31 protein-coding genes are annotated in these 25224 nt (G+C 63.6%); 14 read left to right on the top strand and 17 right to left on the bottom strand.

Translation table 11 applies throughout. The features are described from left to right. Positions 1 to 65 precede the first annotated feature (65 nt). The 3 genes from JQ624_RS10060 to JQ624_RS10050 form a co-directional block, all read right to left on the bottom strand. Positions 66 to 248, bottom strand: coding sequence for a hypothetical protein (locus JQ624_RS10060; RefSeq protein ID WP_212418709.1), 183 nt, complete (start codon positions 246 to 248; stop codon positions 66 to 68). A gap of 121 nt (positions 249 to 369) precedes the next feature. Next, complete coding sequence (locus JQ624_RS10055; RefSeq protein WP_312014406.1) at positions 370 to 726, bottom strand: cytochrome C; 357 nt, start codon at positions 724 to 726, stop codon at positions 370 to 372. Between the two features lie 243 nt (positions 727 to 969). After that, a complete protein-coding gene (locus JQ624_RS10050; protein ID WP_212418708.1) occupies positions 970 to 1560 on the bottom strand; it encodes an NADPH-dependent FMN reductase in 591 nt (196 codons plus the stop codon). A gap of 468 nt (positions 1561 to 2028) precedes the next feature. Between JQ624_RS10050 and JQ624_RS10045 the strand changes: the two genes are divergently transcribed. The 3 genes from JQ624_RS10045 (at position 2029) to JQ624_RS10035 (ending at position 3722) form a co-directional block, all read left to right on the top strand. Continuing rightward, the gene (locus JQ624_RS10045; RefSeq protein ID WP_212418707.1) at positions 2029 to 2262 is read left to right on the top strand and encodes a DUF6894 family protein; all 234 of its coding nucleotides are present in this window, start codon (positions 2029 to 2031) and stop codon (positions 2260 to 2262) included. Positions 2263 to 2271: 9 nt separating this feature from the next. Then, positions 2272 to 2454: a hypothetical protein gene (locus JQ624_RS10040; protein ID WP_212418706.1), complete on the top strand. Its 183-nt coding sequence runs from the start codon at positions 2272 to 2274 to the stop codon at positions 2452 to 2454. Between the two features lie 254 nt (positions 2455 to 2708). Then, on the top strand, positions 2709 to 3722 hold the full coding sequence (locus tag JQ624_RS10035) for a hypothetical protein (RefSeq protein ID WP_212418705.1): 1014 nt from the start codon (positions 2709 to 2711) through the stop codon (positions 3720 to 3722). An 82-nt stretch (positions 3723 to 3804) separates the two neighbouring features. Here JQ624_RS10035 and JQ624_RS10030 read toward each other — a convergent pair whose 3' ends face one another. Continuing rightward, on the bottom strand, positions 3805 to 3990 hold the full coding sequence (locus JQ624_RS10030; protein WP_212418704.1) for a hypothetical protein: 186 nt from the start codon (positions 3988 to 3990) through the stop codon (positions 3805 to 3807). Positions 3991 to 4236: 246 nt separating this feature from the next. Here JQ624_RS10030 and JQ624_RS10025 point away from each other — a divergent pair, with 246 nt between their 5' ends. Together JQ624_RS10025 and JQ624_RS10020 are read left to right on the top strand one after the other, a co-directional pair. Next, positions 4237 to 4470 carry a DUF6894 family protein gene (locus JQ624_RS10025; protein WP_212418703.1) on the top strand — a complete coding sequence of 78 codons (234 nt, stop codon included), beginning with the start codon at positions 4237 to 4239 and terminating at the stop codon, positions 4468 to 4470. 9 nt (positions 4471 to 4479) lie between these two features. Further along, positions 4480 to 4635 carry a hypothetical protein gene (locus JQ624_RS10020; protein ID WP_212418702.1) on the top strand — a complete coding sequence of 52 codons (156 nt, stop codon included), beginning with the start codon at positions 4480 to 4482 and terminating at the stop codon, positions 4633 to 4635. 108 nt (positions 4636 to 4743) lie between these two features. Here JQ624_RS10020 and JQ624_RS10015 read toward each other — a convergent pair whose 3' ends face one another. Beyond that, positions 4744 to 5532: an SDR family NAD(P)-dependent oxidoreductase gene (locus JQ624_RS10015; protein WP_212418701.1), complete on the bottom strand. Its 789-nt coding sequence runs from the start codon at positions 5530 to 5532 to the stop codon at positions 4744 to 4746. A gap of 178 nt (positions 5533 to 5710) precedes the next feature. Between JQ624_RS10015 and JQ624_RS10010 the strand changes: the two genes are divergently transcribed. Further along, positions 5711 to 6145, top strand: a complete 435-nt coding sequence (locus JQ624_RS10010; RefSeq protein ID WP_212418700.1) for a hypothetical protein — start codon at positions 5711 to 5713, stop codon at positions 6143 to 6145. A gap of 28 nt (positions 6146 to 6173) precedes the next feature. Here the strand turns inward: JQ624_RS10010 and JQ624_RS10005 are convergent, their stop codons facing one another. After that, the gene (locus JQ624_RS10005; protein ID WP_212418699.1) at positions 6174 to 6416 is read right to left on the bottom strand and encodes a hypothetical protein; all 243 of its coding nucleotides are present in this window, start codon (positions 6414 to 6416) and stop codon (positions 6174 to 6176) included. Positions 6417 to 6631: 215 nt separating this feature from the next. Here JQ624_RS10005 and JQ624_RS10000 point away from each other — a divergent pair, with 215 nt between their 5' ends. Continuing rightward, on the top strand, positions 6632 to 6886 hold the full coding sequence (locus JQ624_RS10000; protein ID WP_212418698.1) for a hypothetical protein: 255 nt from the start codon (positions 6632 to 6634) through the stop codon (positions 6884 to 6886). Between the two features lie 804 nt (positions 6887 to 7690). On the opposite strand, the gene JQ624_RS09995 is transcribed toward JQ624_RS10000, so the two are convergent. Continuing rightward, positions 7691 to 8437: an SDR family oxidoreductase gene (locus JQ624_RS09995; protein WP_212418697.1), complete on the bottom strand. Its 747-nt coding sequence runs from the start codon at positions 8435 to 8437 to the stop codon at positions 7691 to 7693. Between the two features lie 163 nt (positions 8438 to 8600). Here JQ624_RS09995 and JQ624_RS09990 point away from each other — a divergent pair, with 163 nt between their 5' ends. After that, positions 8601 to 10685, top strand: coding sequence for a methyl-accepting chemotaxis protein (locus JQ624_RS09990; RefSeq protein ID WP_212418696.1), 2085 nt, complete (start codon positions 8601 to 8603; stop codon positions 10683 to 10685). 6 nt (positions 10686 to 10691) lie between these two features. Here JQ624_RS09990 and JQ624_RS09985 read toward each other — a convergent pair whose 3' ends face one another. Both JQ624_RS09985 and JQ624_RS09980 read right to left on the bottom strand, forming a co-directional pair. Continuing rightward, entirely contained in the window at positions 10692 to 11369 is a 678-nt protein-coding gene (locus JQ624_RS09985; RefSeq protein WP_212418798.1) for a nitroreductase, read from the bottom strand. A gap of 35 nt (positions 11370 to 11404) precedes the next feature. Next, entirely contained in the window at positions 11405 to 12280 is an 876-nt protein-coding gene (locus JQ624_RS09980) for an MBL fold metallo-hydrolase (RefSeq protein WP_212418695.1), read from the bottom strand. Between the two features lie 126 nt (positions 12281 to 12406). Between JQ624_RS09980 and JQ624_RS09975 the strand changes: the two genes are divergently transcribed. Beyond that, positions 12407 to 13282 (top strand): dienelactone hydrolase family protein, encoded by an 876-nt coding sequence (locus JQ624_RS09975; RefSeq protein WP_212418694.1) that lies wholly within the window; start codon positions 12407 to 12409, stop codon positions 13280 to 13282. Positions 13283 to 13388: 106 nt separating this feature from the next. Further along, a complete protein-coding gene (locus JQ624_RS09970; protein WP_212418693.1) occupies positions 13389 to 14369 on the top strand; it encodes a glycerophosphodiester phosphodiesterase family protein in 981 nt (326 codons plus the stop codon). A 3-nt stretch (positions 14370 to 14372) separates the two neighbouring features. Here JQ624_RS09970 and JQ624_RS09965 read toward each other — a convergent pair whose 3' ends face one another. From JQ624_RS09965 to JQ624_RS09955, 3 genes are all read right to left on the bottom strand, one after another. Further along, positions 14373 to 15995 (bottom strand): ABC-F family ATP-binding cassette domain-containing protein, encoded by a 1623-nt coding sequence (locus tag JQ624_RS09965; RefSeq protein WP_212418692.1) that lies wholly within the window; start codon positions 15993 to 15995, stop codon positions 14373 to 14375. Positions 15996 to 16154: 159 nt separating this feature from the next. Then, entirely contained in the window at positions 16155 to 16532 is a 378-nt protein-coding gene (locus JQ624_RS09960) for a LuxR C-terminal-related transcriptional regulator (RefSeq protein ID WP_212418691.1), read from the bottom strand. Further along, the gene (locus tag JQ624_RS09955) at positions 16529 to 17404 is read right to left on the bottom strand and encodes a S1C family serine protease (RefSeq protein WP_212418690.1); all 876 of its coding nucleotides are present in this window, start codon (positions 17402 to 17404) and stop codon (positions 16529 to 16531) included. Before JQ624_RS09955 ends, JQ624_RS09960 begins: the two co-directional genes overlap by 4 nt. A 382-nt stretch (positions 17405 to 17786) precedes the next feature. On the opposite strand from JQ624_RS09955, the gene JQ624_RS09950 reads away from it, so the two are divergent. The 3 genes from JQ624_RS09950 to JQ624_RS09940 are packed head-to-tail and all read left to right on the top strand — an operon-like array spanning position 17787 to position 21341. Then, positions 17787 to 19988, top strand: a complete 2202-nt coding sequence (locus JQ624_RS09950) for a TonB-dependent siderophore receptor (RefSeq protein ID WP_249129667.1) — start codon at positions 17787 to 17789, stop codon at positions 19986 to 19988. Between the two features lie 52 nt (positions 19989 to 20040). Further along, complete coding sequence (locus JQ624_RS09945) at positions 20041 to 21144, top strand: PepSY-associated TM helix domain-containing protein (RefSeq protein WP_312014405.1); 1104 nt, start codon at positions 20041 to 20043, stop codon at positions 21142 to 21144. After that, complete coding sequence (locus JQ624_RS09940; protein ID WP_212418688.1) at positions 21141 to 21341, top strand: hypothetical protein; 201 nt, start codon at positions 21141 to 21143, stop codon at positions 21339 to 21341. Before JQ624_RS09945 ends, JQ624_RS09940 begins: the two co-directional genes overlap by 4 nt. A gap of 17 nt (positions 21342 to 21358) precedes the next feature. On the opposite strand, the gene JQ624_RS09935 is transcribed toward JQ624_RS09940, so the two are convergent. Together JQ624_RS09935 and JQ624_RS09930 are read right to left on the bottom strand one after the other, a co-directional pair. Then, complete coding sequence (locus JQ624_RS09935; protein ID WP_212418687.1) at positions 21359 to 22063, bottom strand: hypothetical protein; 705 nt, start codon at positions 22061 to 22063, stop codon at positions 21359 to 21361. A gap of 83 nt (positions 22064 to 22146) precedes the next feature. Continuing rightward, positions 22147 to 22296 carry a hypothetical protein gene (locus JQ624_RS09930; protein ID WP_141686549.1) on the bottom strand — a complete coding sequence of 50 codons (150 nt, stop codon included), beginning with the start codon at positions 22294 to 22296 and terminating at the stop codon, positions 22147 to 22149. Between the two features lie 138 nt (positions 22297 to 22434). Between JQ624_RS09930 and JQ624_RS09925 the strand changes: the two genes are divergently transcribed. Beyond that, positions 22435 to 22878: a DMT family transporter gene (locus JQ624_RS09925; protein ID WP_409334309.1), complete on the top strand. Its 444-nt coding sequence runs from the start codon at positions 22435 to 22437 to the stop codon at positions 22876 to 22878. 13 nt (positions 22879 to 22891) lie between these two features. Here JQ624_RS09925 and JQ624_RS09920 read toward each other — a convergent pair whose 3' ends face one another. From JQ624_RS09920 to JQ624_RS09910, 3 genes are read right to left on the bottom strand one after another with little or no spacing between them, the layout of a single operon-like run. After that, the gene (locus tag JQ624_RS09920) at positions 22892 to 23716 is read right to left on the bottom strand and encodes a tetratricopeptide repeat protein (RefSeq protein WP_212418685.1); all 825 of its coding nucleotides are present in this window, start codon (positions 23714 to 23716) and stop codon (positions 22892 to 22894) included. 32 nt (positions 23717 to 23748) lie between these two features. Then, entirely contained in the window at positions 23749 to 24435 is a 687-nt protein-coding gene (locus JQ624_RS09915; RefSeq protein ID WP_212418684.1) for a substrate-binding domain-containing protein, read from the bottom strand. A gap of 5 nt (positions 24436 to 24440) precedes the next feature. After that, a complete protein-coding gene (locus JQ624_RS09910; RefSeq protein WP_212418683.1) occupies positions 24441 to 25145 on the bottom strand; it encodes a hypothetical protein in 705 nt (234 codons plus the stop codon). Between the last annotated feature and the right edge of the window lie 79 nt (positions 25146 to 25224).

The following is a 25224-nucleotide window of genomic DNA, read 5'->3' as shown; positions in this document are numbered from 1 at the left end:
ATCCGGGACAACTCCAACACCGCTCCGGATATCGCTAACGCTCATCCGGGCTAAGGGCCGCAGCCTTACGCAACCAGCCGCTTCTCGAGGATTTTGCGAAAATCCGTTGCCAAGCTGCCATAATAGCCGGCGAGCACCTCGTAAAAGCTCTGCTCGGCCTTGTCGGTCGCTGCCCGCGCCTGCTGTTCGCAGCGCGAGGCTTTCGTTTCGTACTTCTCCACCTTGGTCTTAAGCTCGGCCACCACCATCGTCGTTACTCCCCGCCACACACACGCCTAGAATGCTAGGCCGGCAAAGGTCGAAAAGATGGCCGGGCTGAGGAGATTTCGTAGCGTAGCCGTGAGCAAGTCGTGACTGATCGCGCGAGGCCTATCGCGCCGGCACCGGCGCCGGCGGCCGCAACAAGCGTGACCGCGACGCGCCTGTCGTAGCCGGCCGTTTCGCCGCGACGCGCTTTCCGCTGTCGATGGATTCCAGATAGGACGTCATCGCCCAGGCCGAGCTCGAACCGCTGGAATAGTGTTTTTGCAGAAACAGATAGAGCGTGAGGTGAAAGCGGCCCTTGGCGAGCCCGCGCGGGCTGCGATGGCAGGACGCGCAACTTTCGGCAAACAATTTTGGCGCCGGCTTGCCCTGATCGAGATTCTGCGCGACGGCCACCGATCCGCCGAGCGCGACTATCACGGCAAGAACAAGCAGACCGCAGCGCGCTTTCATTGGCGACATCAGTTTTCCGGTACACGGAGCGGATGAGCTGCCTGCGGCGGCTCGGGGAAGAAGACGGAAGATGGCAGGCGAAGCGCAATCTGCTGTCCAGGCGTGGCGAAAAGTGGGTGCGCCTCTGCCACAATTGCGTTCCAATCGGGGCGTCGAGCGGTAGCCCGGATGAGCGCAGCGACATCCGGGACCACTCTAACATCCCCCCGGATATCGCTGCGCTCATCCGGGCTACAATTGCGCACGCCCCCCTCAATAAGGCGGCTTCTTCTTTTCCCGCTGCGCTTTTGCCGCCTCCATCCACCACACGAGGTCATCCGCAAAGCGCGGAAACGCGTGCGACAGCGCCTTGCCGCCCTCGCCGGCCGGCTTGCCGTCTTCGGTCAGCGTCTGCGCGATCGGCCCGACCGCGATCGAACTCGAAATCACCACCATGCCCATTTCCGAAAGCGTGCCGTGCCATGCCAGCGCTGCGCGCGCGCCGGAGAAGCGGCCGGCGGAGTAGCTCGCAATCGCCGCAGGCCGCCAGAACCACTCCTCGAGGAAATGGTCGGTGAGGTTTTTCAGCCCCGGCTGCATGCCCCAATTGTATTCGCCGGTAACGAAGACAAAGCCGTCGGCGGTGCGGATCTGCTCGGCCAGTTTTTCGAGCGCGTCCGGCGCGCCGCCTTTCGGATATTCCTTGTACATCCGGTCCAGCATCGGCAGGCCGATCGCCTTGGCGTCGATCAGTTCGACATCGTCGCCGCGCGCAGCAAACCCATCGACGACGAATTGCGCCAGCCGGATGCCCATGCGGTCGGAACGGTAGGAGCCGTAAAACACGAGAATGCGGTTGCTCATGACACTTGTACCTTAGACTGCACCTTAAGACATTGGATGATGCAGTCGAACCATGCGGGTCCTTCCCATGCAAGGCCCGAGCCTGCCGCGTCTTGCGCTGCCGCGAGCACACCGGATGAGCGTTAGCGATATCCGGGACCACTCCAACACCGCACCCGGATTTCGCGGAGCTCCATCACTGCGCGAGCGCAATTGCGCTCGTCGCGGGGCGCGCATTCGCGCGACCCGTTGGCTCATCCGGGCTGCGCTCGCTGCAAGAGAAAAGGCCGGCGGGCATTACGCCGCCGGCCTTCTCTTGCAACTGCCGGCTCGGGAGGTCCGGTTCCGCTGCGATTCCATGCCTAAAGTTTGACCTCTACAGCATTAATAAAATCTTAACGACCGGATGTGAGGTGCATCACGGATGGGCAGAACCTTCTGGCGCTAGCTTCGTACCAATAAGAGTAGCTTCGCTTACAGGAGGCCAACATGACGCAAGTCTATTTCCACTGCTCGAACTCACGGGAAGTCCGGCTCGATCGATCCGGCGAAGCGGTAAGCGACCTTGCCGAGGCGCGCGACCGCGCTGCCTGCATCGTCCGGTCGCTGATCATGGGACGCGACGCGGAAGACTGGCGCGACTGGGTCGTGCATGTCAGCGACGATTTCGACGACGAGATCTTCGTGTTGCCGTTCGCCTTCGTCCTCGGCAAACCGCACTGAGAGGTTGCCATGCTGCCGGCGCGACCGCCCTTCATGCCGCTGCTTCGCCGCCTCGATGCGATCGTGGCGCGGTGCCACCGCCTGATCGAGCGCGCCCGCGACCCCTATCGTCCCGAGCGCCACTACATGCGCGGCCCCGGCCCGAAATGGCACGCCAGGCATCGCGCTGACGTCGCAGGCGTCGCCCTCTAAGACGCGAGCGCGCACCCGGGGGCGTTCTGCGCCAGATCCCGAAAATCCCCCTATTCCCTTCGCGCTTTCTTCGCGTGCCGGTTCCAGCACCGGAACCCGCGGCCCCAACCTCTCCACGAGATCGCCTTGCTTTGGTCAAACCTCGCTGGCCGTGTGGCGGCTTGGACAAGGCTTTCTGGGCAGAGGGTTTTCCACGCCGCAAAGCATGCTCGCCGCCCGATGCGGGTGACATTGGACTGAGCAAGGGACCGCCAATGCAATCCACGCCGACGCTGAAAGACACCGATCCGCACGACGTCTTCGCAATCGAATCGCTGCTGCACGCGCATGCCGAAAAGGCGCCGCCGCTGGCGCACGATCCGGCCGCCCCGCCAGCGGCGCCGCACGTCCAGGTCGCGGCGAAGCCGCAAGTCCACGTTACGCCGCCGATTTCGGCCGGCGCGCCGATACCGCAGGTCGAACCGACGTTTCGGGCCAGCGATATCCAGCTCGAGAACGTCAGGCCAAGCGAGATCAAGGTGGATGGTCTCAAGCCTCCGGGCGAACGGCCGATGTCCAAATGGGTGAAGCGCGTGGTCATGGCGCTGCTCGGCCTGTGCGGCGCAATGGCCGCCGCGGCCTGGCAGCATTATGGCGATCAGGCCAAGGCGATGGCCGCCGAGTGGGCGCCGCCCTTCGTGCTGGCGGCATTGCCTTCGGCAACTAGGCCTGCCGCCGCGGAACAGCCGAGCGCCCCGGCCACTGAAACCGCCGCAACGGATCAGGCCGCCGCGCAACCGACGGCAGCCGCAGCACCGGCTCAGCCCGAACCCGCCGCCACTACTGCCACTGCCGCGGTTGCTCCTGCTGCGGAATCGGCCCAGTTGCAATCGATGGCGCAGGATCTCACCACGATGGGCCAGCAGGTCGAGGAGCTGAAAACCACCATCGCGCAGCTCAAGGCGAGCCAGGCCCAAATGGCGCGTGAACTTGCCAAGGCTTCAGAGGGCAAAGCGGCCGAAACCAGGCCTGTCGAGCAGAACCTGCGGCCCAGGGTGTCGGCGCTGACGCCGCCTGCATCGCGGCCGGCCGCCCCGCCGCCGCCCGTGCGCAAGCCGAAGCCGGCCTATTCCTATTCGCCTTCCTACTCGCCTGCGCCGATTGCCGCCGCTCCTGCAGCGCCGCTCCCGCCGGCGCAGGCCGCCGCACCGTTATCGCCTGCACCGCCCAAGCAAACGATCGCCGATGACGGCGAGCCGGTGGTGCGCCCGCCGATGCCGCTGCGGTAGCAAGCCGGGTTCGACAAAAGCCTGTCAGTCGCGCATTCGCGCGACTGCATTGCTCCTTCCAGGCCTTCGGATCGCGCGGAACTCAGCTCTGGTGCGGTCCCCGCATCATCTTCATAGCGTCCTCGATATGACGCCACTCCCTGGCTTCCTCGGCATCGCCCTTGCTCTCGCTAGCCTGGGCATTGTGGGCGGCTTGCGCGATCGCGGTCAGGCCGTGCTTCTCCATCATCTGGCGCGCAATCGTGTGGATCTGCATTTCCGACATCATGTCGCTCTCCCAGGGTTCCACCAGTCCACGCCGCAGCGACTCACTCGTCGCGGCTTCCTCGTGGAAACTGCCGAACCGAAAGTCTCGTTCCTCCCGCGGCAATAGATAATTTTCGAACAAGTTTACCGACCAGTTCCACCTGAGGTCGCTGGCCCCCGTAGTATCCCGTACGCAATCTCCCCGAATATTAAGTCGATCTCCCGCCTGCTATTTTTTTAGCGTGAATCGCAATGGCGGGAGTCGGACATGGCCAGAGTCTATTTCCACTACTCCAATTCCGAGGGCGTATGCGTCGATCATCGCGGCACCGCCGTCGGAAACATGGCCGAGATGCGCGACCACGCCGCCCGCGTCGTGCAGTCGCTGATAGCGGCGCAGGGCCCGGAAGACTGGCGCGATTGGACGCTGCATGTCAGCGACGATCTCAACGACGAAATCTTCGTCCTGCCGTTTTCGTCCATGCTCGGCAGGCTGCATTGAGAGGTCGCCATGCTGGCCATGCAACCGCTGCTCCGACACCTGACAGAGATCGTGATTCATTGGCACAGGCTGATCAATCTCGCCCGCAACCCCTACCGCCCCGAGTTGCACTACATGCGCGGCCCCGGCCCGAAATGGCACGCGAAGCATCAGGGCATTCAGTAGCCCTGTAACCCCGCTCCCGTAGGATGGGTAAAGCGCAGCGAAACCCATCAATCGCGGCCATAGGCGCGATGGGCATCGCTTCGCTCCACCCATCCTACAGATCTACACCTACACATCCCCCAACTCCGGCGGCTCGAACCAGTTCGTCAGCGACAGGCCGCCGTCGATTACGATCGCCGCGCCCGTGACGTAGGCCGATATCCGGTTCGACAGCACCGCCAGCGCCAGCGGCGCAAGATCCGCGGCCTGGCCGAGCCGGCCGAGCGGAATGTGTCGTGCGAGCGCGGGATCGGCGACGAAGCCGCCGGCCGCGATCGCGCCGGGCACCAGCGCGTTGACGCGGATGTCGAAGCGGCCGAACGTCTTGGCCAATTCCTTCACCAGCATCGAAAGTCCCGCCTTCGACGTCGAGTAGTGCGGCAGGTTGCGCGGCGTGCCGGCATGCAGCGAGGTCAGCAGCAGGAACGAACCGGGCTGTTTGTCGGCGATCAGCTTTCGCGCCAGTTCGCGCGAGAGATGGAATCCGGCTTCAAGGTTCACCGCATGCATCTGCGCCCAGGTCTCCGTGCTGACGCCAAGCACGTGATCGGCTTCACGCCGCGGCGGCGAGGCGCTGTGCACAAAATGCGTCACGCGCCCGACGGCGGCGGCTGCTTCCGCCAGCAACGCCTCGCGCGCGGCAGGATCAGCGAGATCGCCGATCCAGGGCACCGCCAGTTCCGGCCGGGCCGAAGCTTTCACGGCCGCAGTCACCGTATCCCGGTTCACGTCGGCGAATACCGTGCGCACGCCCTCACCGACCAGGGCTTGCGCGATCGCGCGGCCGATTCCGTTACCTGCGCCGGTGACGAGCGCCGCCTCGCGTGCGGGATCGAATGGATTGTTGAACAGGCTCATGTTCGCGTCTCCCATAGAAACAAGTCTTGGTACACTTCGCTATTGCAGCCCTACGCGCGGCGTTGCTGGCCGAACCTTGCGCTGCATCAATACGGGCGCCACCTGCACCGCTAGGTTGCTTCCACCTTATCGGAAACCGTCCTAATGTCCTCCCAGCAACCGGCGGGGCTCAACCACCATGCAAACCCGCGTTCGAAAAGTCGCCCACGTTCTGGAACGTCTTGGGCTTGCAATGGCAGGCGCGGCAAGCGGGTTGTTCGTGGCGGCTCTGGTGGGAACGAGCCACGCCGCACTCACTAACCAGGCCTTCCTGCTCCTGATGATGATCGGCGGCGCCGTCGGCTTTTATCTCGGCATCGATACGCCGCCATTGCCCTTCAACGCATCGACCGGCCGGCCCGCCGATGGCACCTGGGTCGGCAAGATCGATACGCCGGAACTGCTCAGCGCGATCGGCACCTTCCTCGCGGCGTTCTCGGCGTTCGCTTGCGTCGGCGTGATCGTGCTGCGCCACGATCCGCATATGGCATGGATATGGATGATCATGGCCGGATGGGTGGTCGGCGTGACCATGCAGATCGTCGCCGGCGCGATCGCCCGCCTCCGCCGTTGATCGGCAGCAGGTAGCCCGGCATTCGCCGTCAGCTCTCGTCCTCCAGCGTCAGCACCAGACCGGTCAGCGCCGCGCCGATGCCGAACATCAGCCCGTAGGTCGTGACCAGCATCAGCATGGTCTGAACCGGTGCGCCGCTTTTGGCAACGAGGTCCCTGACATGGAAGGCATCGATCAGGCTGAGCAATAGGACCAGCGACAGCCCAAGCGCCACGCCCATCAGGAAATGGGTAAGCAGCGCATTGAAGAGTGACTTTTTTTGCGGACGCATGACGCCGTGCCCTCGGCATGATGCCAAGCCAACGCACGGCCGATGGAACTGGTTCCTCATCGAGAGAACAGAATTCGTCTTGTGCTGCGGCGCATCAGCGTCCCCGGCCGTTTGCAAAGCGTTAAGCAAGCGCTGGCATACCCCATGGGCATCCCAAAAATTTCCACAATCCTTCTTATTAAAAGACCCCGCTTTTCGAGAGAGGAGAATTTCCCATGCGGTTAGGGCAAGCGATCTTCTTCGGTTCGGCGGCAGCTCTCCTCACGTTGGCAGCGCCGACGCTCGCCAGAAATTCCAGCGCGAATTCGCATACGGCGAAAGCAACCGAGGTGCCTGCGGCCTCCTCCTGCCATGCCTACCAGCAGGCGGCCGACGGTTCGTGGACGCAACTGCCCTGTCAGGAGATGGGCGCCAAGGCACCAGCCCAGCCTCGCTCCGCCGCAAAGGGCGCGACCGAAGAAACGCGGTGACCGGGACAGTCCGTAGAGTGGGCAAAGGCGCGTTAGCGACGTGCCCACCATTTGTCGCCGTGCGCACGTCTTGATGGTGGGCACGCTGTCGCTTTGCCCACCCTCCGATTTTCTGCGAACTGATTTGCTTTGCGCGCAAGCGCAATCTTGATGCACGACTGCGACAAATCAACACGACGGGCAAATCACCCAAAACCTGTCCAGCCCCTTTTGCAAAAATATTCCGCTTAACTTCGAGAGCAAATCATCGGCATAACTCCGCTTGTCTCACGGCGGATGAGGGGCGCTCGCGATCGTCACGAACGCGCGGTGAGATGCGATGGACGCGAGAGCTGCGACTGACGTGTGTGGCCTATCGCGTACGGCGAAGTCGTGTGGTCCTGACGCCGCGGTGCTGGCGTCAAGTTCGCGGGAAACCAAATCTCTCGCGGGCGACGGTGGCAAGAAAGCCGTTCACCGGGGAGAGCACGTTATAAGCCGTAAAGCCATTGCGCAGGGAAGGCCGGAATGCTCCCGCTGCCCTGTATGCTCGTGTGCATTTTCTAGCGCAAATCGCACGCGAGACCGCGGGTGCAGCAAGCACCCGGTCTTCCCTGCGCCCTCTGATCGACGAGAGGGCAAACGAAGATGCAAACCTCGGGCGCAATGTGCCGCGAGATCGCGAAATTGTATCCACCGTCATTGCGAGCGCAGCGAAGCAATCCATTGTCACCTCACGCACGGAAAGATGGATTGCTTCGCGGAGCCTGTCATCGGGCCGCACTTCGCGCCGACCCGTTGGCTCGCAATGACGATCGCTGCAGCCTACGCCGTCCTGCCCAGCCAATCGTCGAAACGCGTCGGCATGATCCGCGCGCCGTCGTCCGGCACCAGCGTACGCAACGCGAGCGGTGCGCCGAAATACGGCACGTCGGCGCCCGCCACGATCCCGCTGGTGTCGCCCTGCTTGCGGAGCCAGCGGCCGACGAAGTCCGCAAGCGGCGCCGCTTCGGGACCTGCGACCTCGAGGATGCCGTTGGCGGGCTCGCCGAGGGTCGCATCGGCGAGCGCAACAGCGACCTCGTCGGAAAGCAACGGTTGCATCAACTGGCTGGAGGCATGGACCGCCCCATCCCTGCGCCCGGAATCCGCGATCGCGCCGACGAATTCGAAGAACTGGGTGGCGCGCAGGATCGTGTAGGCCAGGCCGGAATTCGCGATCAGCCGCTCCTGTGCCAGCTTGGCGCGGAAATAGCCGCTGCTCTCGAGCCGGTCGGTGCCGACGACCGACAGTGCAACGCAATGCCGCACGCCGGCCTGCTTCGCAGCCGCGATCAGGTTGCCCGTCGCCGCCTCGAAGAAGTGCAGCACCGCCTTGTCCTCGAACGAGGGCGAATTCGACACATCGACGACGATATCGGCACCTGCAAGCGCTGGTTGCAGACCCTCCCCGGTCACGGCGTTGACGCCCCTGCTCGGCGACGCCTGCAGCACCTCATGGCCGCCCGACCGGAGCAACGGGGCCAATTTCAAGCCGATCAGGCCCGTACCGCCGATGATAACGATCTTCATTTCCTCGCTCCTCTGTCTCTGTAGCCGCGGCACCCCACGCTACGTCACCAAGACGAAATGGAACGGGCCGGTGTGACACGCCCCACCGTAAACTCTGGATTAATTTGCACCACCTATACTGGTGGCCCGCACGCCCGCACCAGCGCAAATGGCCTGAAATTCCATGAAAATCGGCACCCTCCTCACCGCTGCCATCGTCTCGCTTTCCGCCGTCGGCGGCGGTCTCGCCGTCTACGTGGCGGCTTCGAAGTACCAGACCATGGAGAAGGTCTCGGTCGCGCAAAGCCGGCTGGAGGTGGTGCGCGCGGTCGGCGAGATCCCGCGCTACATGAATCCCGAGCGCGGCTTTTCCACCAACATCCTGTACGGCCCGCCCGCGGTGGACCCGAAGATGCGCGCCGAGATGAATGAAAAATACCGCAAGCAGACCGACGCCGCGCGCGACAAGATGAATGCAATCCGCAAGAACCTGTCCGGCGCACTCGACGATGCCGCGGCCGTCGGCGCCGGCATCGATGCGCTGAATGCAAAGTTCGCGGCCCTTCGCGACGCCATCGACAAGGCCATCGACGGCCCGGCTGAAGCCCGCAAGGACGCCGCCAAGAAGATCGTCGCCGACAACGCCGTGTTCAACACCGCGATCACCACGCTGCTCGATGAACAGGTGCGCCGCATGGCGCTGCTCGACGGCGACGCCTACCGGCAGGCGGTCTACGCCAACGTCGCCTGGACGCTGCGCGACGTCGGCGGCTACAACGCCAGCGTTCACAAGAATCTCGTCGGCGCCAAGCGCGCCGCCACCGAAGCCGAAAAGATGGAGTTCAGCCGCTCGCAGGGCCGCGCCGACCAGATCTTGATGACGCTGCAGGAACTGCGCGGCAATCCCGCGACGCCCGCCAATGTGGCGGCGGCGCTCGGCAAGATGAACGAGCTCTATGTCGACCGCTTCGGCAAGGAATTGAAGCTTGCCAAGGATGGCGCAGCCACCGGCAAGTACGAGCACGATGTCGACGTCTTTTTCGCGGAATCGCAAATCGGCCTCGGCGCCGTGGTCGGGCTGCGCGACGCCTTCTACGACAACGCCGAGCACGTTCTTGGCACGGCCTATTCCTCGGCGCGCGTCAGCTTCCTGATCGCGCTCGCGGTCCTCATTGCGGTTGTCACCGCCAGCGCCGCGCTGATCGTGATGGTGCGCCGCCGTGTCTGCAGGCCGATCGTCGACCTCACCGCCACGATGTCGCGGCTGGCCGGCGGCGATGTCTCCGGTGAAATCGCCGGCGCCGGCCGCGGCGATGAGATCGGCGCGATGGCTGCTGCCGTAGGTGTCTTCAAGGACAGCATGATCGAGGCGGAGCGGCTCGCCGCCGAGAAGGCCGCCGAGAGCGACGGCAAGATGCGCCGCGCCCAGGTGCTCGACGAACTCACCCGCGTGTTCGAAGCCAAGGTCACCGAACTCGTCGGCGGGCTGTCGTCGGCGTCGTCGGTCATGGAAGACACCGCGCAGTCGATGTCATCGACCGCAACCCTCACCAATCGTCAGGCGGCCATCGTCGCCGCTGCTTCCGAACAGACTTCCGCCAACGTGCAGACGGTTGCCAGCGCCACCGAGGAACTGGCCTCCTCGATCTCGGAAATCGGCCGCCAGGTCGCGCAATCGACCGAGATCGCCGCCCGCGCGGTCGACAATGCGCGGCGCACCGGCGACACCGCCCGCTCGCTCGCCGAGGGCGCGCAGAAGATCGGCGACGTCGTGACGTTGATCCAGAGCATTGCCGCGCAGACCAACCTCTTGGCGCTGAACGCGACCATCGAAGCCGCGCGCGCCGGCGATGCCGGCCGCGGCTTTGCCGTCGTCGCCTCCGAAGTCAAATCGCTGGCCGGCCAGACCGCAAAGGCGACCACCGAAATCTCCGAGCAGATCGCCTCAATTCAGGCGGCGAGTGACCAGACCGTGACGGCGATCCAGAACGTCGCCAACGTGATCGCCGAGATCGACCAGATCGGCACCGCGATTGCGGCGGCGATCGAGGAACAGGGCTCCGCGACCAAGGAAATCTCGCGCAGCGTCCAGGAAGCGGCACGCGGCACCCAGGAGGTCAATTCCAACATCACCGGCGTCCAGAAGGCCGCCGACGACACCGGCGCCGCCGCCAATCAGGTGCTTGGCGCCGCCGAGCAATTGTCCTCGCAGTCGAAGGATCTCGCCGGACAGGTCAACCGCTTCCTGTCGGAGGTGCGTGCGGCGTAGCTCCCGTCAATCCGCAAACCCGACATAACGCACGAAATCGCCATTGGGCTCGCGATCGGAGCGGACGGAGTTGGCGGGAAAGCTGTCGTCGGGATAGCCCATCGCGACGCAGGTCATGATGACCTCGTCCTCAGGGATATTGGCGACCTCGCGCACGATGTCCGAGCGCATGATGCCCTGCCCGTTGATGACGCTGCCAAGCCCGCGGCCCCAGGCGGCGAGCACAATGCCGTAGCAGAGCGCGCCGAGATCGAAATGGCACACCGCGCCGGGATCGAGAATCTTGTCATAGGTCAGCACCAGCGAGACCGGCGCGTCGAACTGCCGGAAGCCGCGCAGCACCCAGTCCTGCCGCATCGGCTTGTCGTCGCGGGCAATCCCCATCACGGCGAACAGTTTTTTCGCGATATCGACCTGGCGGCCGCGGTGCACGCCCTGATATTCGCCATGGCTGATGATGTCGCGCTTCGGCTTGGCGCCCGCGATCATCTCCTCCATGTTGCGACGGCGCACTTCCTCCAGCGGCTCGCCGGTCAGGACGTGGATGTGCCAGGGCTGGGTGTTCATCGACGACGGCGCGCGCTTGGCAACCTCGATGATGTCCTCGATGACGGCGCGGGCGACCGGCTCCTTGGTAAAGCCGCGCACGCTCTTACGGGTCTGAACCAGCGTCTCGAAATCCATCCGTTGCATTCCGTCCGTCCGTTGCATTCCCATGGTCAGTCCCTTTTGAAACGATAATCGAAGCGGTCGCCGTCGGCGGTAATCAGGCCGGCGGTGGGCGCCGGAAAATGAACGGGGAGGATCAGCGTGTCGGTGCCGGCGACGGAAGCAAAGAACTTGCGACGCGAGACCGCCGACTGCTTCGGATCCCAGTCGGGCTTCGCCGACCATTCCGGCTCGCGGCACTGGATGACGTGATGCATGAGGTCGCCAGCCACCACGGCGCGTTTGCCCTTTGAGAAGATGTTGACGCAGCAGTGACAGGGCGAATGCCCCGGCGTCGGCGTCAGCGTAACGGTATCGTCGAGCGCGTAATCGTCGTCAACCAGTACCGCCTGCCCGGCCTCGACGATCGGCAGGCAATTGTCGCGAAAGACCGTGCCGGGCGGGTTGGCGCCCTTGGCGCTCTCCGCCTCCCATGCGGCATATTCCCGCTTATGGAATATGTACTTCGCATTGGGAAACGTCGGCACCCAGCGCCCGTCGCGCAGCGTGGTATTCCAGCCGGTATGGTCGATGTGCAGATGGGTGCAGAACACGTAATCGACCTGCTCGTAGGATATGCCGAGCGCGAACAGCTCGTTGCGCCAGCGCTCCTTGCCGGGAAAGTCGAACGGCGGTGGATGGCCCTTGTCTTCGCCGGTGCAGGTATCGACCAGGATAGTGTAGCGCGGCGTGCGGACGACAAAGGTCTGATAGGTGATCACCATCAAGCCCAGCGCGTCGTCGAACACTTCCGGCTCCATGCCAGCAAGGTGATGCCGGAATACCTTCTCGTCGTAAGCCGGGAAAAAATCCTGCGGCCGCCGCCACGGTCCCTCGCGCTCGATCACCGCATCGATGGTGATGTCCCCGATCCTGAGCTGCTTCATGGCTGTTACGCTCCCCAATTTTTTGAAAAGCGTAGCTGCGAGCCTCAATCTCCACAAGCCGAGTACAGCATGCTTTTGCCATGCGTCCTTGCATTGCCCGTCCGAAATGTTGCTAATGCTGCGCAGATGGCCAACCAACCGATTCAGCTTGTCGTCCTCCTGATGCTTGCAATGCTGCCAACGCCGGCGGCCTTCGCGGCCCCCGACACGGTGTTCTTTCCGAGCGCCGACGGCTCGACCGAAATCGTCGCCTATCTCTTCAAGCCGCAAACGCGGGGCCCTCACCCCGCCATCGTCATGCTTCACGGTCGCGGCGGGCCGTACTCGGCCAACGTCAACAAGGGTTGCACGCTGGTGTCGCGTGCCAGCTCGTCGGCGTGCGATGCGAGCGGCCTGTCGAAGCGGCACATGATGTGGGGCCAGTACTGGGCGGAGCGCGGCTACATTGCGCTGCTTCCGGACAGTTTTGGACCGCGCGGCAAGGCGCACGGTTTTGGCCGCTTCACCCATGACGGTCCCGATCGCGCCGACGTCAATGAAAAGACCGTGCGGCCGCTCGATGCCGAGGGCGCGCTGAGCTGGCTGCGCAGTCAGCGCGACGTCATTCCCCATCGCATCTTCCTGCAGGGCTGGTCGAATGGCGGCAGCACCGCGCTGAATGTGATGCAACGGCAGGGTGCGAAGACTTCGGGCTATCGCGCCGCACTGGCGCTCTATCCCGGCTGCGGGCCGAAAGCCCTGCTTGCACCGGCTCTTGCGACGACTGCACCGGTCACCTTGTTGCTCGGTTCAGACGACGAAGAGGTCTCGCCCGCGAGGTGCCAGGACATGGCCCAGCGATCCATCGCCGCGGGCAGCAAGATCGATGTCGTGCTCTATCCCGGCGCGACACATGGTTTTGACGACCCCGGACGAAGCCACCAATCCATTCCAGGCAATCGCGCTGCGCTCGAGGATGTACTGAAGCGCGCGATCGCATTTGTTGAGAGATTAAGGGATTAGCGGCGGGAAGGACGTCACCGCCATCGTTTCGGTCTGTCCTTGTTCTCCGCCGCAAATCGAACAGAAATGCTGCCTAGCGAAAGCACCTTGCGCGCGGGGGCAGGCCTTGAACAAGAAACTCAAATATACCGCGGCGGTAATTGCCGTTCTCGCGGCCGCGATCTACCTCAACAACACCAATCTTCTCGTCCGGCATCACGACGGCCAACCGATCCTTCTCGCCCATCGCGGAATGGCGCAGCGCTTCGACGAACGCGACCTGCAGAATGACACCTGCACGGCGGCGCGGATGTTACCACCGACGCACGAGTATCTGGAGAACACGATCGGCTCTATGCGGGCCGGTTTTGCGGCCGGCGCCGATATCGTCGAGCTCGACATTCATCCGACCACCGACGGCGAGTTCGCGGTGTTTCATGACTGGATGCTGGACTGCCGCACCGACGGGCGCGGCGTCACGCGCGAACACTCCATGGCCTATTTGAAGAAGCTCGACATCGGCCACGGCTATACGGCCGATGGCGGCGAGACCTTTCCCTTTCGCGGCAAGGGCATCGGCCTGATGCCGACACTTGGCGAGGTGCTCGAGGCCTTCCCACAGCGGCGGCTCTTGATCAATGTAAAGAGCCGCGACCCTTCTGAGGGAGAGAAGCTCGCGGTCGCACTGGACAAGCTTCCCGCCGAACGCCGAGCGCAGATCATGGTCTATGGCGGCGACGAGCCGGTCGAGATCGTGCGCCAGCGTATGCCGGATATCCGAACGATCTCACGCGCGACCATCAAGAGCTGCCTCCTCGGCTACATCGGCTACGGCTGGAGCGGCGTGGTGCCGAACGCCTGCAGCAATGCGATGGTGATGCTACCGATCAACGTCGCCCCATGGATGTGGGGCTGGCCGGACCGTTTCCTCAACCGCATGAAAGCCGCCAACAGCGAGGTCTTCGTGCTCGGCCCCTATCGCGGCGGCGAGTTCTCGACTGGAATAGACACGCCTGAGCAATTTGCGCGGCTGCCGCAAAACTATTCGGGCGGTATCTGGACCAATGAGATCGAGGCGATCGCCCCGCTCACGGGCAAGCGAAACTAGCCGCTAGCTCCGCAATCCCGGCGCTTCCTGTCCGGTGCGCGCGACATACTCGGTATAGCCGCCGCCATATTGATGAGGGCCCTCCGGCGTCAGCTCCAGCAAGCGATTAGAGAGCGCGGCCAGAAAATGTCGGTCGTGGGAGACGAACAGCATGGTGCCCTCGAATTCAGAGAGCGCGTTGATCAGCATTTCCTTGGTCGCGAGGTCCAGATGGTTGGTCGGCTCGTCCAGCACCAGGAAATTCGGCGGATCATAGAGCATTTTTGCCATGACGAGACGCGCCTTCTCGCCGCCCGAGAGTACCCGGCATTTCTTCTCGACATCGTCGCCGGAAAAGCCGAAGCAGCCCGCGAGCGCGCGCAGCGAACCCTGGCCGGCCTGCGGGAAGGAATCTTCAAGCGACTGGAACACCGTGCGTTCGCCGTCGAGCAGATCCATGGCGTGCTGGGCGAAATAGCCCATCTTGACGCTACCACCGACGGCAACCGTGCCGTCGTCGGGCTCGGTCGAACCTGCCACCAGCTTCAACAGCGTCGACTTGCCCGCGCCATTGACGCCCATCACGCACCACCGCTCCTTGCGGCGGATCATGAAATCGAGCCCTTGATAGATGGTACGGCTGCCATAGCCCTTGTGGACGTTCTTCAGGCTGACGACATCTTCGCCCGAGCGCGGCGCCGGCAGGAATTCGAACGCCACCGTCTGGCGGCGCTTCGGCGGCTCGACGCGCTCGATCTTGTCGAGCTTCTTGACCCGGCTCTGCACCTGGGCTGCATGCGAGGCGCGCGCCTTGAAGCGTTCGATGAACTTGATTTCCTTGGCCAGCATCGCCTGCTGACGTTCGAACTGGGCCTGCTGCTGCTTCTCGTTCAGCGCGCGCTGCTGCTCATAGAATTCGTAATTGCCGGAATAGGTCGAAAGCGTGCCGCCGTCGATCTCGACGACCTTGTTGATGATACGGTTGATGAACTCCCGGTCATGCGAGGTCATCAAGAGCGCGCCCTCGTATCCCTTCAGGAACTGTTCCAGCCAGATCAGGCTTTCCAAGTCGAGATGGTTGCTCGGCTCGTCCAACAGCATCACGTCGGGCCGCATCAACAGAATGCGCGCCAGCGCCACCCGCATCTTCCAGCCGCCCGACAGCGCGCCAACGTCGCCTTCCATCATCTCCTGGCTGAAGCCCAGGCCCGACAGCGCCTCGCGCGCGCGCCCATCGAGGGCATAGCCGTCGAGTTCCTCGAAGCGGTGCTGCACCTCGCCATAGCGCGCGATGATCTCGTCCATGTCATCCGCGCGATCGGGATCGGCCATCGCGGCCTCGAGTTCCCGGAGCTCGCCCGCCACGACGCTGACGGGCCCGGCCCCGTCCATGACCTCGGCCACGGCGCTGCGGCCCGACATCTCGCCGACGTCCTGGCTGAAATAGCCGATGGTAATGCCACGATCGAGGGAGACCTGGCCCTCGTCGGGCAGTTCCTGGCCTGAAATCATCCGGAAAAGCGTGGTCTTGCCCGCGCCGTTCGGGCCGACGAGGCCAATCTTCTCGCCCTTCTGAAGGGCCGCGGAGGCTTCGATGAAGAGGATCTGGTGGCCGACTTGCTTGCTGACGTTATCGAGACGGATCATTGGGGCCTGAAAAGGAGGAAATCGCTGCGGCCCGCTGCTTAGGACATCCGGCGCGCTAGTGGAAGCGGTTCCGGACCGCTCTCGCGACACAGGTTCCCGCCACCTTTAGGATTAAATACCAAGGTGTCGGCCTGCTCCCTCGCCACCGGGCGCACAGCGTTACAAATGGATCACGCCGCGGCGCGCCGCGTGCGCCACGGCGTCGGTGCGGCCGGTGGCATCGAGCTTGTCGAGCAGCGATCCGACGTGGAATTTGGCCGTGTGAACGGATATTCCAAGCTGTCTCGCAATAGCCTTGTTCGATGCGCCTTCGGCCATCAGCAGGAGCACGTCGCGTTCGCGCGGCGTAAGCTCGATGTCAGCCGTTTCGAGGACCGCTTGCGCCTCTCGTGACACGAGCACGACCGTGGCTGCCTCCCCCGGTGTCGCCAGGCGGATGCCGGCAACGCCGCCGAGCAGCGATGCAAGCCGGTCCGCCAGCGCCGGATCGGAAATCTCGATGGCGACGACAACGACCGGTGCAACCTCCTCGCTCACGCGTCCGCCCTTTCGCCGATCGTGAGCTTGATCCGCACCGGTTCGCCGCCGCGCCGAATCGTGACGTCAACGACCGAGCCGACGCTGTCCGGCCCGAGCGCTCTTAACAACGAACGCACGCCGGAGAGCTTCTCGTCGTTCCAGGCGACGATAATATCGCCTTGCCGGATGCCGGCGGTTGCCGAAGGGCCCGACTTATCGACACTCATCACCATCGCGCCGATCCCATCGTCGAGCTTGACGGGCTGCAGCCCAACCCCGAGATAACCCCGCGCGATCCTGCCATGGGTTTCAAGTCTTCCCGCGATCCGGCCGATCGTCGCACTGGGAATGACAAGAACGCGTCGCACGCCCTGGACAGCCATGCCAATCGCTTCGCCGGAGGCAGTGAGGGCAAGGCCCCCCTCGTGGCTGGGTCGCAGCCGCACGCCGAGTTCGATTCTGGCGTCTATCTCACCACCGCGCAGGCTTCGCCAGCGGCCGCCAACCAGCGATACGGTACCCAGCGCGGCGGTGGGAGCGCCGTGCTCGGCGGCAACTACGACCGACAGCGAGCCGAGATCCGGAACGACGGATGCAAGCGCGACCGGCGCAACATTCTGGGCATCAAATCGCAACAGCGCGATGTCGGTCGTGTGATCGCGTCCAGCGATGCTGGCTGGCCGCGTCGTTCCGTCGGCAAGCTTGACCGAGACTTCGCCTTCCTCGGCCAACGCCTCGTCCGCGGTCACGATCAACCCGGGTTTCCAGATGAAGCCGGAGGCCTGCAGGCGCTGCGAATGCACCGAGGCGATTGCCGGTTTTGTTCGGGCGACGAGTTCGGCAAGGGCGGAGGAGAACGAGGAAAGGATAGCTGCGCTCGGGTCGGTCATGACAGGAACTCCAGGATTGTTTGATCCAATCTGGGGTATCCGATTGCGTTCGGGAACTAGCCTGATGGGGAGGCGCGGATGCTTTTGACGATGAGCGCATCACCACGGAACCAGCATCATCGAGGTTTACTGACTTCTCAGCTACCGCGTGTTGCTCCGACGATGAGCAATTTTCTGCATTCGTTTTTGGAGGTTTTCTAAGAGCTACTCTAAGAACCTTTCAATTAGAGGAATCGTCGTCCCTCGCGTTATGCGTCCCACCGGGGTTGCGCTGCCAAGTTTCCTGAAAGCGCGACAAGTGCTCGCAGGTTGGGGTGACGCTTTGAAGTCTCGTGATTTGTTGAGGGTCGCCGCGTCGGTATTGGTGTTGTGGCCGCAGGCGATGTTGGCGCAGTCGAGCTCCGGCTCTGCGTCGCAATCACTCCCGTCAGTCGTAGTCACTTCACCTGAGAAGCGCGCTGCGGCCACGACAACGCGGCGCAGCCGGCGCCCGGCGGCGCAAAGTGCGGCCGCTTCGCAAAGGCCCCAACCGAAACGCGAGGCAACGACCATCGTCGAGAATCCGCGCGGCGCGGTCCAGGGTTACGTCGCCGGCCGTTCGATGGCGGGCACCAAGGCCAACACGCCGATCATGCAGACGCCGCAGTCGCTGTCGGTGATCGGCAGCGAACAGATTCGCGACCAGAAGCCCGGCAAATTCGACGAGATCCTGCGCTACACGCCGGGCGTTGTCGCCGGAACATTCGGCGCCGACACACGCAACGACTGGTTCCTGATCCGCGGCTTCAAATCCGACGATGTCGGCCTGTTCTTCGACGGTCTCCAGCTCTTCTACACGTCCTACGCGAGCTGGAAGCTGCAGCCGTTCAATCTCGCCCGGGTCGAAGTGCTTCGCGGCCCCTCCGCCGTGCTGTATGGCGGCTCCAGCCCGAGCGGCATCGTCAACGCTGTCAGCAAGACGCCTCCGGCGGAGCCGATCCGCTATCTCGAGACCGGGGTCAATAATTTCGGTAACGCCTATTTTGCCTTCGATCTAGGCGGTCCGGTTGCGACATCCGGCGAGAACGGAAAACTGTTCTATCGCGTGGTCGGCCAGATCCAGAACGGCGGCACCCAGGTCGATTTCACGCCCGACAATAACTACTTCATCGCGCCGTCCGTCACCTACAAGCCGGACGCGGACACGACGTTCACAGTGCTGGCGTCAGCGTCCAAGACGGACACCCGCGGCATCAATTTCCTGCCCTATGTGGGAACGGTAGTCGATGCACCGTTTGGCCGCATCTCGACCAAATTGTTCGTCGGCGATCCCAGCGTCGACTCGTTCAAGCGCGAACAGGAGATGCTCGGCTATCAGTTCGAGCGCAACGTCTCCGACAGCGTGACATTCCGACAAAATGCCCGCTACGCCCATGTTGACGTCACCTATCGAGGATTGATCGGCAATAGCTATACCAATCTCGCCACTCGCGACATCGGGCGCTACAATTGGTATGCGAAAAACACCGCCAACCAGGGCAATCTGGACAACCAGTTGGAATATCGCTTCGATACCGGTCGGGTGCAGCACACAATGCTGTTCGGCCTCGATCTGAAAACCTATCGGATCGACGACTATCAAATCTTCGCCTTTGGCGGCGTGCCCTCGATCAACGTGTTCAATCCTGCTTACGGCGTCGGCGACATTCCGTTCACTGGCGTGCCGTTCCGTAATTTCCTCATAACTCAGAATCAACTCGGCACCTACATTCAGGACCAGATCAAATTCGGCGGCTTCACGCTGGTGTTGAGCGGCCGCAATGACTGGGTATCAACCAGCCAGGACGATCGTCCGACCGGCGCCACGCTGTTCAACCGAGAGGACAGCAAGTTCAGTGGCCGGGCCGGCTTGATCTATAACTTCGCCAATGGCCTCGCGCCCTATGTCGCCTACGCGACAAGCTATAACCCGATCATCGGCCTCAACGCTTCGAACCAGTTGTTCCTGCCGGAAACCGGCGAGCAGGCCGAGATCGGCTTGAAGTTTCAGCCTAGCGGCTTCAACGGCCATTTCAGCATTGCCGTGTTCGATCTGAAGCGGCAAAATGTGCCGACGACAGTCCCGAACACCACGCCGACTCTGCAAAACCAGACCGGTGAGGTCACCTCGCGCGGTCTGGAGCTGGAGGCCGTGGCCAATCTCGCACCCGGCCTGAAGATGGTTGGCGCGTTCACTACCTACGACCTATTCACCAGCAAGGACGCAAATCCGGCCCTGATCGGCCTGACACCGACCAACACGCCACAGCAGATAGGATCGCTCTGGGCTGACTACACGTTCCAGGAAGGGCCGCTGCGCGGTTTTGGTGTTGGCGGCGGTGTGCGCTACGTCGGCAAGTCCTTTGCCGATACCGCAAACACACTGGTGGTTCCCTCGGTCGTGCTCGGCGACGCGACGGTCCATTACGAATGGCAAAACTGGCGTGCAGCGTTGAACGTCATCAACATCGCCGACAAAACTTACGTCGCAAGTTGCGCGTCCGATACGTCCTGCTTCTATGGTGACCGGCGCCGCGTAACAGCGAGCCTCGCCTACAAATGGTAGCGCCGACGCGAGGGAGGCCGCGCTGAAAGCCAGAACCGTTCGCATCTGGTCGGTGATTCACACCTGGAGCAGCCTGATATCGACGCTGTTCCTGCTGCTGCTTTGCGTCACCGGCCTGCCGCTGATCTTCCATCATGAGATCGACGAGTTGCTCGGCTATGGTCCGAAGCCCGAGATCGCCCGGCCAGGCGCGGTGAAGCGCAGCATCGACGAGATCGCCCGCACGGCGCTGGCGAACGATCCCGGTCGTGTCCTGCAGTATATCTTGTGGGACAAGGACGAGCCGAACACGGTGATTGCCTTTACCAACAACAAGGTCGATGGCGATCCGGATGCGGCGACGCTCAGGGCGTACGACGCGCACTCGGCCAAGCCGCTCGGCTCGGTTGGTGGCGGCCCGATGCTGATCTTCTTAAAACTCCACGTCGACATGTTTGCGGGCCGGCCCGGCAAGCTGTTTCTCGGCGCGATGGGCTTTTTGTTCCTGGTCGCGATCATCTCCGGCGTGGTGCTGTACTGGCCGTTCACGCGCCGCCTGAGCTTTGGCACGCTGAGGGACAAGTCGCGCCGTATTGCCTGGTTCGACTGGCACAATCTGCTGGGCGCCATAACCATCGCATGGGCGCTGGTGGTCGGCGCCACCGGTGTCATCAATACGCTCGCCGAGGTGATGCTGAGCCAGTGGAAAGCCACCGAACTCGCTGACATGGTCAAGCCCTATGCCGGCAAGCCGCCGCCGGTGCACCTCGCCTCGCTTGACGCAACGCTCGAGAAAGCGCGCAAAACCACGCCCGACATGAATGTCTCATTCGTCGCCTTTCCAGGCACGCCCTTTACGAGTTCGCATCACTTCGCTGTCTTCATGCGCGGCCACACGCCGCTGACGTCGCGGCTGCTCAAGCCGGTGCTGCTGGATGGCGAAACCGGCGAAGTGTCCGATGCGCGCGACCTTCCCGTCTATCTCAAGGCGCTCTTGGTCTCGCAGCCGCTGCATTTCGGCGACTATGGCGGCATGCCGCTGAAGATCATCTGGGCGCTGCTCGACGTCATGACCATCGTGGTGATCGGCAGCGGGCTCTATCTGTGGGTCGTCAAACGCCGCAAGCACCGCAGCCACGCCATCGCCGGGCAGCCTTTGTTGCAGCCGTCCGGATGACCGCTGCACGCAAACCACGATCCAGCGGCAACTGGCGCGCCGTATATGGCGGCCCGATCCTGCTCGGCGTGCTCTCTACCGCGGGGTTATTGACGGCGCTGCTCTCCGAAGGCGCCGGCCGTTATTTTTCCTGGATTGCCGTTGGCGCTCCCGTCGTGATCACCGCGTGGTTTTTCGCGCGGCGCAGGCGCACCTAGGCCGAGATTCGCGGACGCTAGGCCGGCCGCATCAGCTTCAGCGTGGCGGCCAGCCGCAGGCTGCGCTTGCCCGCCAGCGCAATGGCTTCGAGTTCAGCGCCCGCCTCGTCGCAGGTGCCGGTAAAGCCGATGCCGACCTCATGGCCGCCGAACACGGGGTTTTCACCCTTAGCCGGCGTGTGCTCCTGGTTGAGGATCTCGCCCTTCCAGCGGCCCTCGGCCGAGGAATAGGCGCCGAGGTAATAAAAGAAAGCGTCGCCGCCGAGGATGCGGCCGTTCAATAGCAGCATGACGCCCGACAGGCCGGCTTTGACTCCGTCGAGCGCGCGAAGTTGGAGGGAATAGAGCCCGTTGACGATACCGCCCTGCCCGACGGTGCCGACCGGCGGCAATCCCTCATCGTCGAGCCGCGTCAATTCGGCCCAGAACAGGGCGCCGGGCCGCGGCGCGGCGCTGCCTTCAAAACGAATCTTGTTGCCTTGCAGCTTGCCTCGCACGCTGATGGCGGCGACGTCGGTGTCCATCAGCGGCTTGTAGTAGGGATCGTCATTGTGGCGCTGGGTGATGACTTCGCCGAGAATTTCCTCGCCGCTCTCCTGATAGGTGCCGAGATGGGCAAAGGCTGAATTGCCGCCCAGCAGCTTGCCATTGTGCATGCACATGATGCTGCGGCCGAACGCATCGTTCACGCCATACTCGACCTTGTAGAGCCCGTTCAGCAACGAAAGTGTCCCGCACTATTGAATCGTCTCGCGGGGACATAGCACCGCCGCAGGGCCGGAACCAGCCGCGTTTTAGGGCAGGTTCAGTGCCGTTTGAAGTACTGCACAGCCCGCTCGTGCTTTTCCGCCGCGGCGCGTGATTTGAAGGTTCCGAGGTTGCGGCGTTTGCCGGTTTTCGGGTTGATTTTGCGAGAATAGAGCCGGTATTCGCCTGATTGCAGTTTTCGGATCATGAAAAGCACCGCTTGTTGGCGAGCCCCATCCGCAATAATTGCGCCGCGGGGCCTCTTGTTCCGGGCCGGCTATTCGCGTTGTCTTTAGGCCTTGCAATGCCGGAGCGCTCTGCCGGCGCGGAATGAATGGGGGCCACGGTGCAACATTTCTTCCTCTATCTCCTCGCGCTCGCCGCCGGTGTCAGCGTCGCCACCCAGCAAGTGCTCAATGGCAGTCTGCGCACGGCGCTGGGATCGCCGGCGTGGGCGGGGCTGATCAGCTATGCCGGCGGCCTCATCACCATGATCGTTGCGGTGATCGCGCTCGGCGAGCGGGTGCCGTCGTGGAAGATAGCGGCCGGCGTGCCGTGGTACGCATGGTCCGGCGGCGTGTTCGGCGCCGCCTTCATCCTGCTTGCGATCCTGCTGTTGCCCTCGCTCGGCGCGGCGACACTGTTTGCGCTGGTCATCGCCGGCCAGGTGCTCGCCGCAGTAACGCTGGATCATTTCGGCGCGTTTGGGTTGACGCCGCATCCCGTTGGCGCCGCGCGACTCGCAGGCGCAGTGCTGCTGATTGCCGGCGTCGTCCTGATCAGGGAGTGATCGTCGGAGCGTCTCAGAAGCACAAATTCGTCACCACGTTGCCGCGCTTGTCCTTGATCGTGTAGGGACAGCGGAGCCGCTCGAGCGCTTTCTTCGCGTCCTCGTCGCCAAGGGCGGCGGCCCGCTGATAGTAGGCTTTGGCGGCGTCGGAATCCTTCGGTCCACCGCGGCCTTCCTGCGCGAACGCGCCCATCCGCTCCAGCGCACCGGGGTGATTTTGCGCCGCCGCCTTCTCGAACAGGGCGCGGGCCGCAGTGTCGTCCCTGGCGCCGCCATTGCCTTCGGCCAGCATCATGCCGAGTTGATACTGCGCCTCGGCATTGGTCTCGGCGGCCTTCGACAGCAGTTCGCGCGCACGCGCCGGATCGGACGATGCTCCGCCGCCGAGGGCGGCGAGGTTGCTGATGCCGCGCGGATTGCCTGCCTGGGCGGCGCGCTCGAACAGTTTGCGCGCCTGCGCCTCGTCACGAGCGACGCCCGCGCCGGTGCCGTAGAGCACGCCGAGTTCGACCATGGCCGAGGTCGAGCCCTTGTCCGCTGCCTTGCGCCAGGCCGCCAGCGCTTCCGGCATCTGGCGATTGGCAGCATAGGCCCGCCCGAGCTGAAACATCGCCCGGCGCGACGAATTCGCGGCGCTCTTGCAGAACTTGATGGCGGTCGCGATGTCGGAGGCCGCGATATCTGCCACGCCCTTCGCGTCGGCCGGCTTGTCGGGATCGGCGGGATCGGCGGCGACGCGGTCGCACAGCACGAGATCGGCCGACTGCGTATGGGCCGGGCCCTGCGCCAGGGCTGCAGCGACGACGACGATCGACAGGCCTTGGAGCGCCTTCTTCATAAAGCGCAGGTTGCGTCGGCACGCTGGCAAATTCAAGGTTCCAGCCCACTCTCGCGCAACGCCGGCGCGACCTCGGGCGACGCGAGAAATCGCAGCAACCGGTCTGCTTCGGCCGGCTTGTTCGTCGCTGCCATTCGTCCCGCGGAAAACACGGCCGGTGTTTGCAGTTCGTATGGAATGGGCCCAACCACCTCGATGCCACCGATCTGCTTCAACTCGCTGATCTGCTGGACCGCAAGATCGGCCTCGCCGGTGACGAGCCGCTCGGCGGTAAAGCCCTGTTGGATGATCTGCGCCTTCGCATTGATCTCGGACGCGATGCCGAGCCGCTCGATCAGCTTTGCGAACAGAATGCCGCTGGCGCCGAGCCGCGAATAGGCTACCGAACGCGCGCCGAGCAACGCTGTGCGCAGCGCAGCCTCGGTCGCGATATCGGGATGGGCCGCCCCCGCCTTTACCGCGATGCCGACCCAGGAGCAGGCCAGATCCACGCAACTTTCCGCCGCCACCCGCCCTTCGCGGGCGACCTCGTCCAGCCCCTCGCGGGTCAGGATGACGACGTCGGCGGCCTCACCGGCGCGCAACCGCTGCAGCAGCGCCAATGTCGGAGCGAAATCGGCGTCGATGCGTGCGCCGCCGGCCGCCTGATGCTGGCCGGCCAGGCCGTGCACGGCACCCTTCAACGCCAACGTCGAAAGCAAGCGCACGGTATCGCTCATGACATCTACACCCGGTGCATCAGCTTGAGCACCGCCGTCATGCGAAGGCTGCGCTTGCCGGCGAGCGCGGTCGCCTCCAGCATCGCGCCCTCCTTGTCGCAGGTGCCGGAAAAGCCGATGCCGACTTCATGGCCGCCGAAGATGGGGTTCTCCCCCATGGCCGGCGTGTGCTCCTGATTCAGGATCTGGCCCTTCCAGCGGCCATTCTCCGAGGTGTAGGTGCCGAGATAATAGAACGAGGCGTCGCCGCCCAAGATGCGGCCTCCATTGAGCAACATGACGCCGGTCAGGCCGCCCTCGACACCGTCAAGCATGCGGATGTGAATGGAATAGAGGCCATTGATGATGCCCCCCTCGCCGACGCCGCCGGCGATCGGTACGGCATCCTGCTCGATCGGCGTCATCACCGAGTGGAACGCCACGCCGGGCAGTTCCTTCAAGCCGCCTTCAAAACGGTAGAGGTCTCCGTCAGCCCTGCCCTTCGCCAGCAGCGTGGCATCGTCGGTGCCGGCCATCGCGCGATAATTCGGGTCCGGGTTATGGCGGACGGTCTGGATCACGATGTCGACGCCGTCGTCCCGTTTTTCGTAGGTGCCGATATGGGCAAAGGCCGAATTGCCGCCTAGCATCCTGCCGTCGCGCGCATACATCACGCTGCGGCCGACCGCAGCGCCAAGTTGAAACCTGACTTTGTAGAATCCCTCAAACAATGCCGTGTCCCCGGCAAGCCCACGGCGGTTGTCTAGCGCGCTTCACACCGCAGGGGAACGGTCTTGAGCCGGCGTATTT

The organism is Bradyrhizobium sp. AUGA SZCCT0283, from assembly GCF_018130385.1.
GTDB lineage: Bacteria > Pseudomonadota > Alphaproteobacteria > Rhizobiales > Xanthobacteraceae > Bradyrhizobium.
This window is presented reverse-complemented; position numbering and strand designations above follow the sequence as displayed.

What these genes read in the sequence shown, in the direction of transcription:
- JQ624_RS10060 (WP_212418709.1), bottom strand. Translation starts at nt 248, where the DNA reads ATGGTGGTGGCCGAGCTTAAGACCAAGGTGGAGAAGTACGAAACGAAA.
- JQ624_RS10055 (WP_312014406.1), bottom strand. Translation starts at nt 726, where the DNA reads ATGTCGCCAATGAAAGCGCGCTGCGGTCTGCTTGTTCTTGCCGTGATA.
- JQ624_RS10050 (WP_212418708.1), bottom strand. Translation starts at nt 1,560, where the DNA reads ATGAGCAACCGCATTCTCGTGTTTTACGGCTCCTACCGTTCCGACCGC.
- JQ624_RS10045 (WP_212418707.1), top strand. Translation starts at nt 2,029, where the DNA reads ATGACGCAAGTCTATTTCCACTGCTCGAACTCACGGGAAGTCCGGCTC.
- JQ624_RS10040 (WP_212418706.1), top strand. Translation starts at nt 2,272, where the DNA reads ATGCTGCCGGCGCGACCGCCCTTCATGCCGCTGCTTCGCCGCCTCGAT.
- JQ624_RS10035 (WP_212418705.1), top strand. Translation starts at nt 2,709, where the DNA reads ATGCAATCCACGCCGACGCTGAAAGACACCGATCCGCACGACGTCTTC.
- JQ624_RS10030 (WP_212418704.1), bottom strand. Translation starts at nt 3,990, where the DNA reads ATGATGTCGGAAATGCAGATCCACACGATTGCGCGCCAGATGATGGAG.
- JQ624_RS10025 (WP_212418703.1), top strand. Translation starts at nt 4,237, where the DNA reads ATGGCCAGAGTCTATTTCCACTACTCCAATTCCGAGGGCGTATGCGTC.
- JQ624_RS10020 (WP_212418702.1), top strand. Translation starts at nt 4,480, where the DNA reads ATGCTGGCCATGCAACCGCTGCTCCGACACCTGACAGAGATCGTGATT.
- JQ624_RS10015 (WP_212418701.1), bottom strand. Translation starts at nt 5,532, where the DNA reads ATGAGCCTGTTCAACAATCCATTCGATCCCGCACGCGAGGCGGCGCTC.
- JQ624_RS10010 (WP_212418700.1), top strand. Translation starts at nt 5,711, where the DNA reads ATGCAAACCCGCGTTCGAAAAGTCGCCCACGTTCTGGAACGTCTTGGG.
- JQ624_RS10005 (WP_212418699.1), bottom strand. Translation starts at nt 6,416, where the DNA reads ATGCGTCCGCAAAAAAAGTCACTCTTCAATGCGCTGCTTACCCATTTC.
- JQ624_RS10000 (WP_212418698.1), top strand. Translation starts at nt 6,632, where the DNA reads ATGCGGTTAGGGCAAGCGATCTTCTTCGGTTCGGCGGCAGCTCTCCTC.
- JQ624_RS09995 (WP_212418697.1), bottom strand. Translation starts at nt 8,437, where the DNA reads ATGAAGATCGTTATCATCGGCGGTACGGGCCTGATCGGCTTGAAATTG.
- JQ624_RS09990 (WP_212418696.1), top strand. Translation starts at nt 8,601, where the DNA reads ATGAAAATCGGCACCCTCCTCACCGCTGCCATCGTCTCGCTTTCCGCC.
- JQ624_RS09985 (WP_212418798.1), bottom strand. Translation starts at nt 11,369, where the DNA reads ATGGATTTCGAGACGCTGGTTCAGACCCGTAAGAGCGTGCGCGGCTTT.
- JQ624_RS09980 (WP_212418695.1), bottom strand. Translation starts at nt 12,280, where the DNA reads ATGAAGCAGCTCAGGATCGGGGACATCACCATCGATGCGGTGATCGAG.
- JQ624_RS09975 (WP_212418694.1), top strand. Translation starts at nt 12,407, where the DNA reads ATGGCCAACCAACCGATTCAGCTTGTCGTCCTCCTGATGCTTGCAATG.
- JQ624_RS09965 (WP_212418692.1), bottom strand. Translation starts at nt 15,995, where the DNA reads ATGATCCGTCTCGATAACGTCAGCAAGCAAGTCGGCCACCAGATCCTC.
- JQ624_RS09955 (WP_212418690.1), bottom strand. Translation starts at nt 17,404, where the DNA reads ATGACCGACCCGAGCGCAGCTATCCTTTCCTCGTTCTCCTCCGCCCTT.
- JQ624_RS09950 (WP_249129667.1), top strand. Translation starts at nt 17,787, where the DNA reads ATGTTGGCGCAGTCGAGCTCCGGCTCTGCGTCGCAATCACTCCCGTCA.
- JQ624_RS09940 (WP_212418688.1), top strand. Translation starts at nt 21,141, where the DNA reads ATGACCGCTGCACGCAAACCACGATCCAGCGGCAACTGGCGCGCCGTA.
- JQ624_RS09930 (WP_141686549.1), bottom strand. Translation starts at nt 22,296, where the DNA reads ATGATCCGAAAACTGCAATCAGGCGAATACCGGCTCTATTCTCGCAAA.
- JQ624_RS09920 (WP_212418685.1), bottom strand. Translation starts at nt 23,716, where the DNA reads ATGAAGAAGGCGCTCCAAGGCCTGTCGATCGTCGTCGTCGCTGCAGCC.
- JQ624_RS09915 (WP_212418684.1), bottom strand. Translation starts at nt 24,435, where the DNA reads ATGAGCGATACCGTGCGCTTGCTTTCGACGTTGGCGTTGAAGGGTGCC.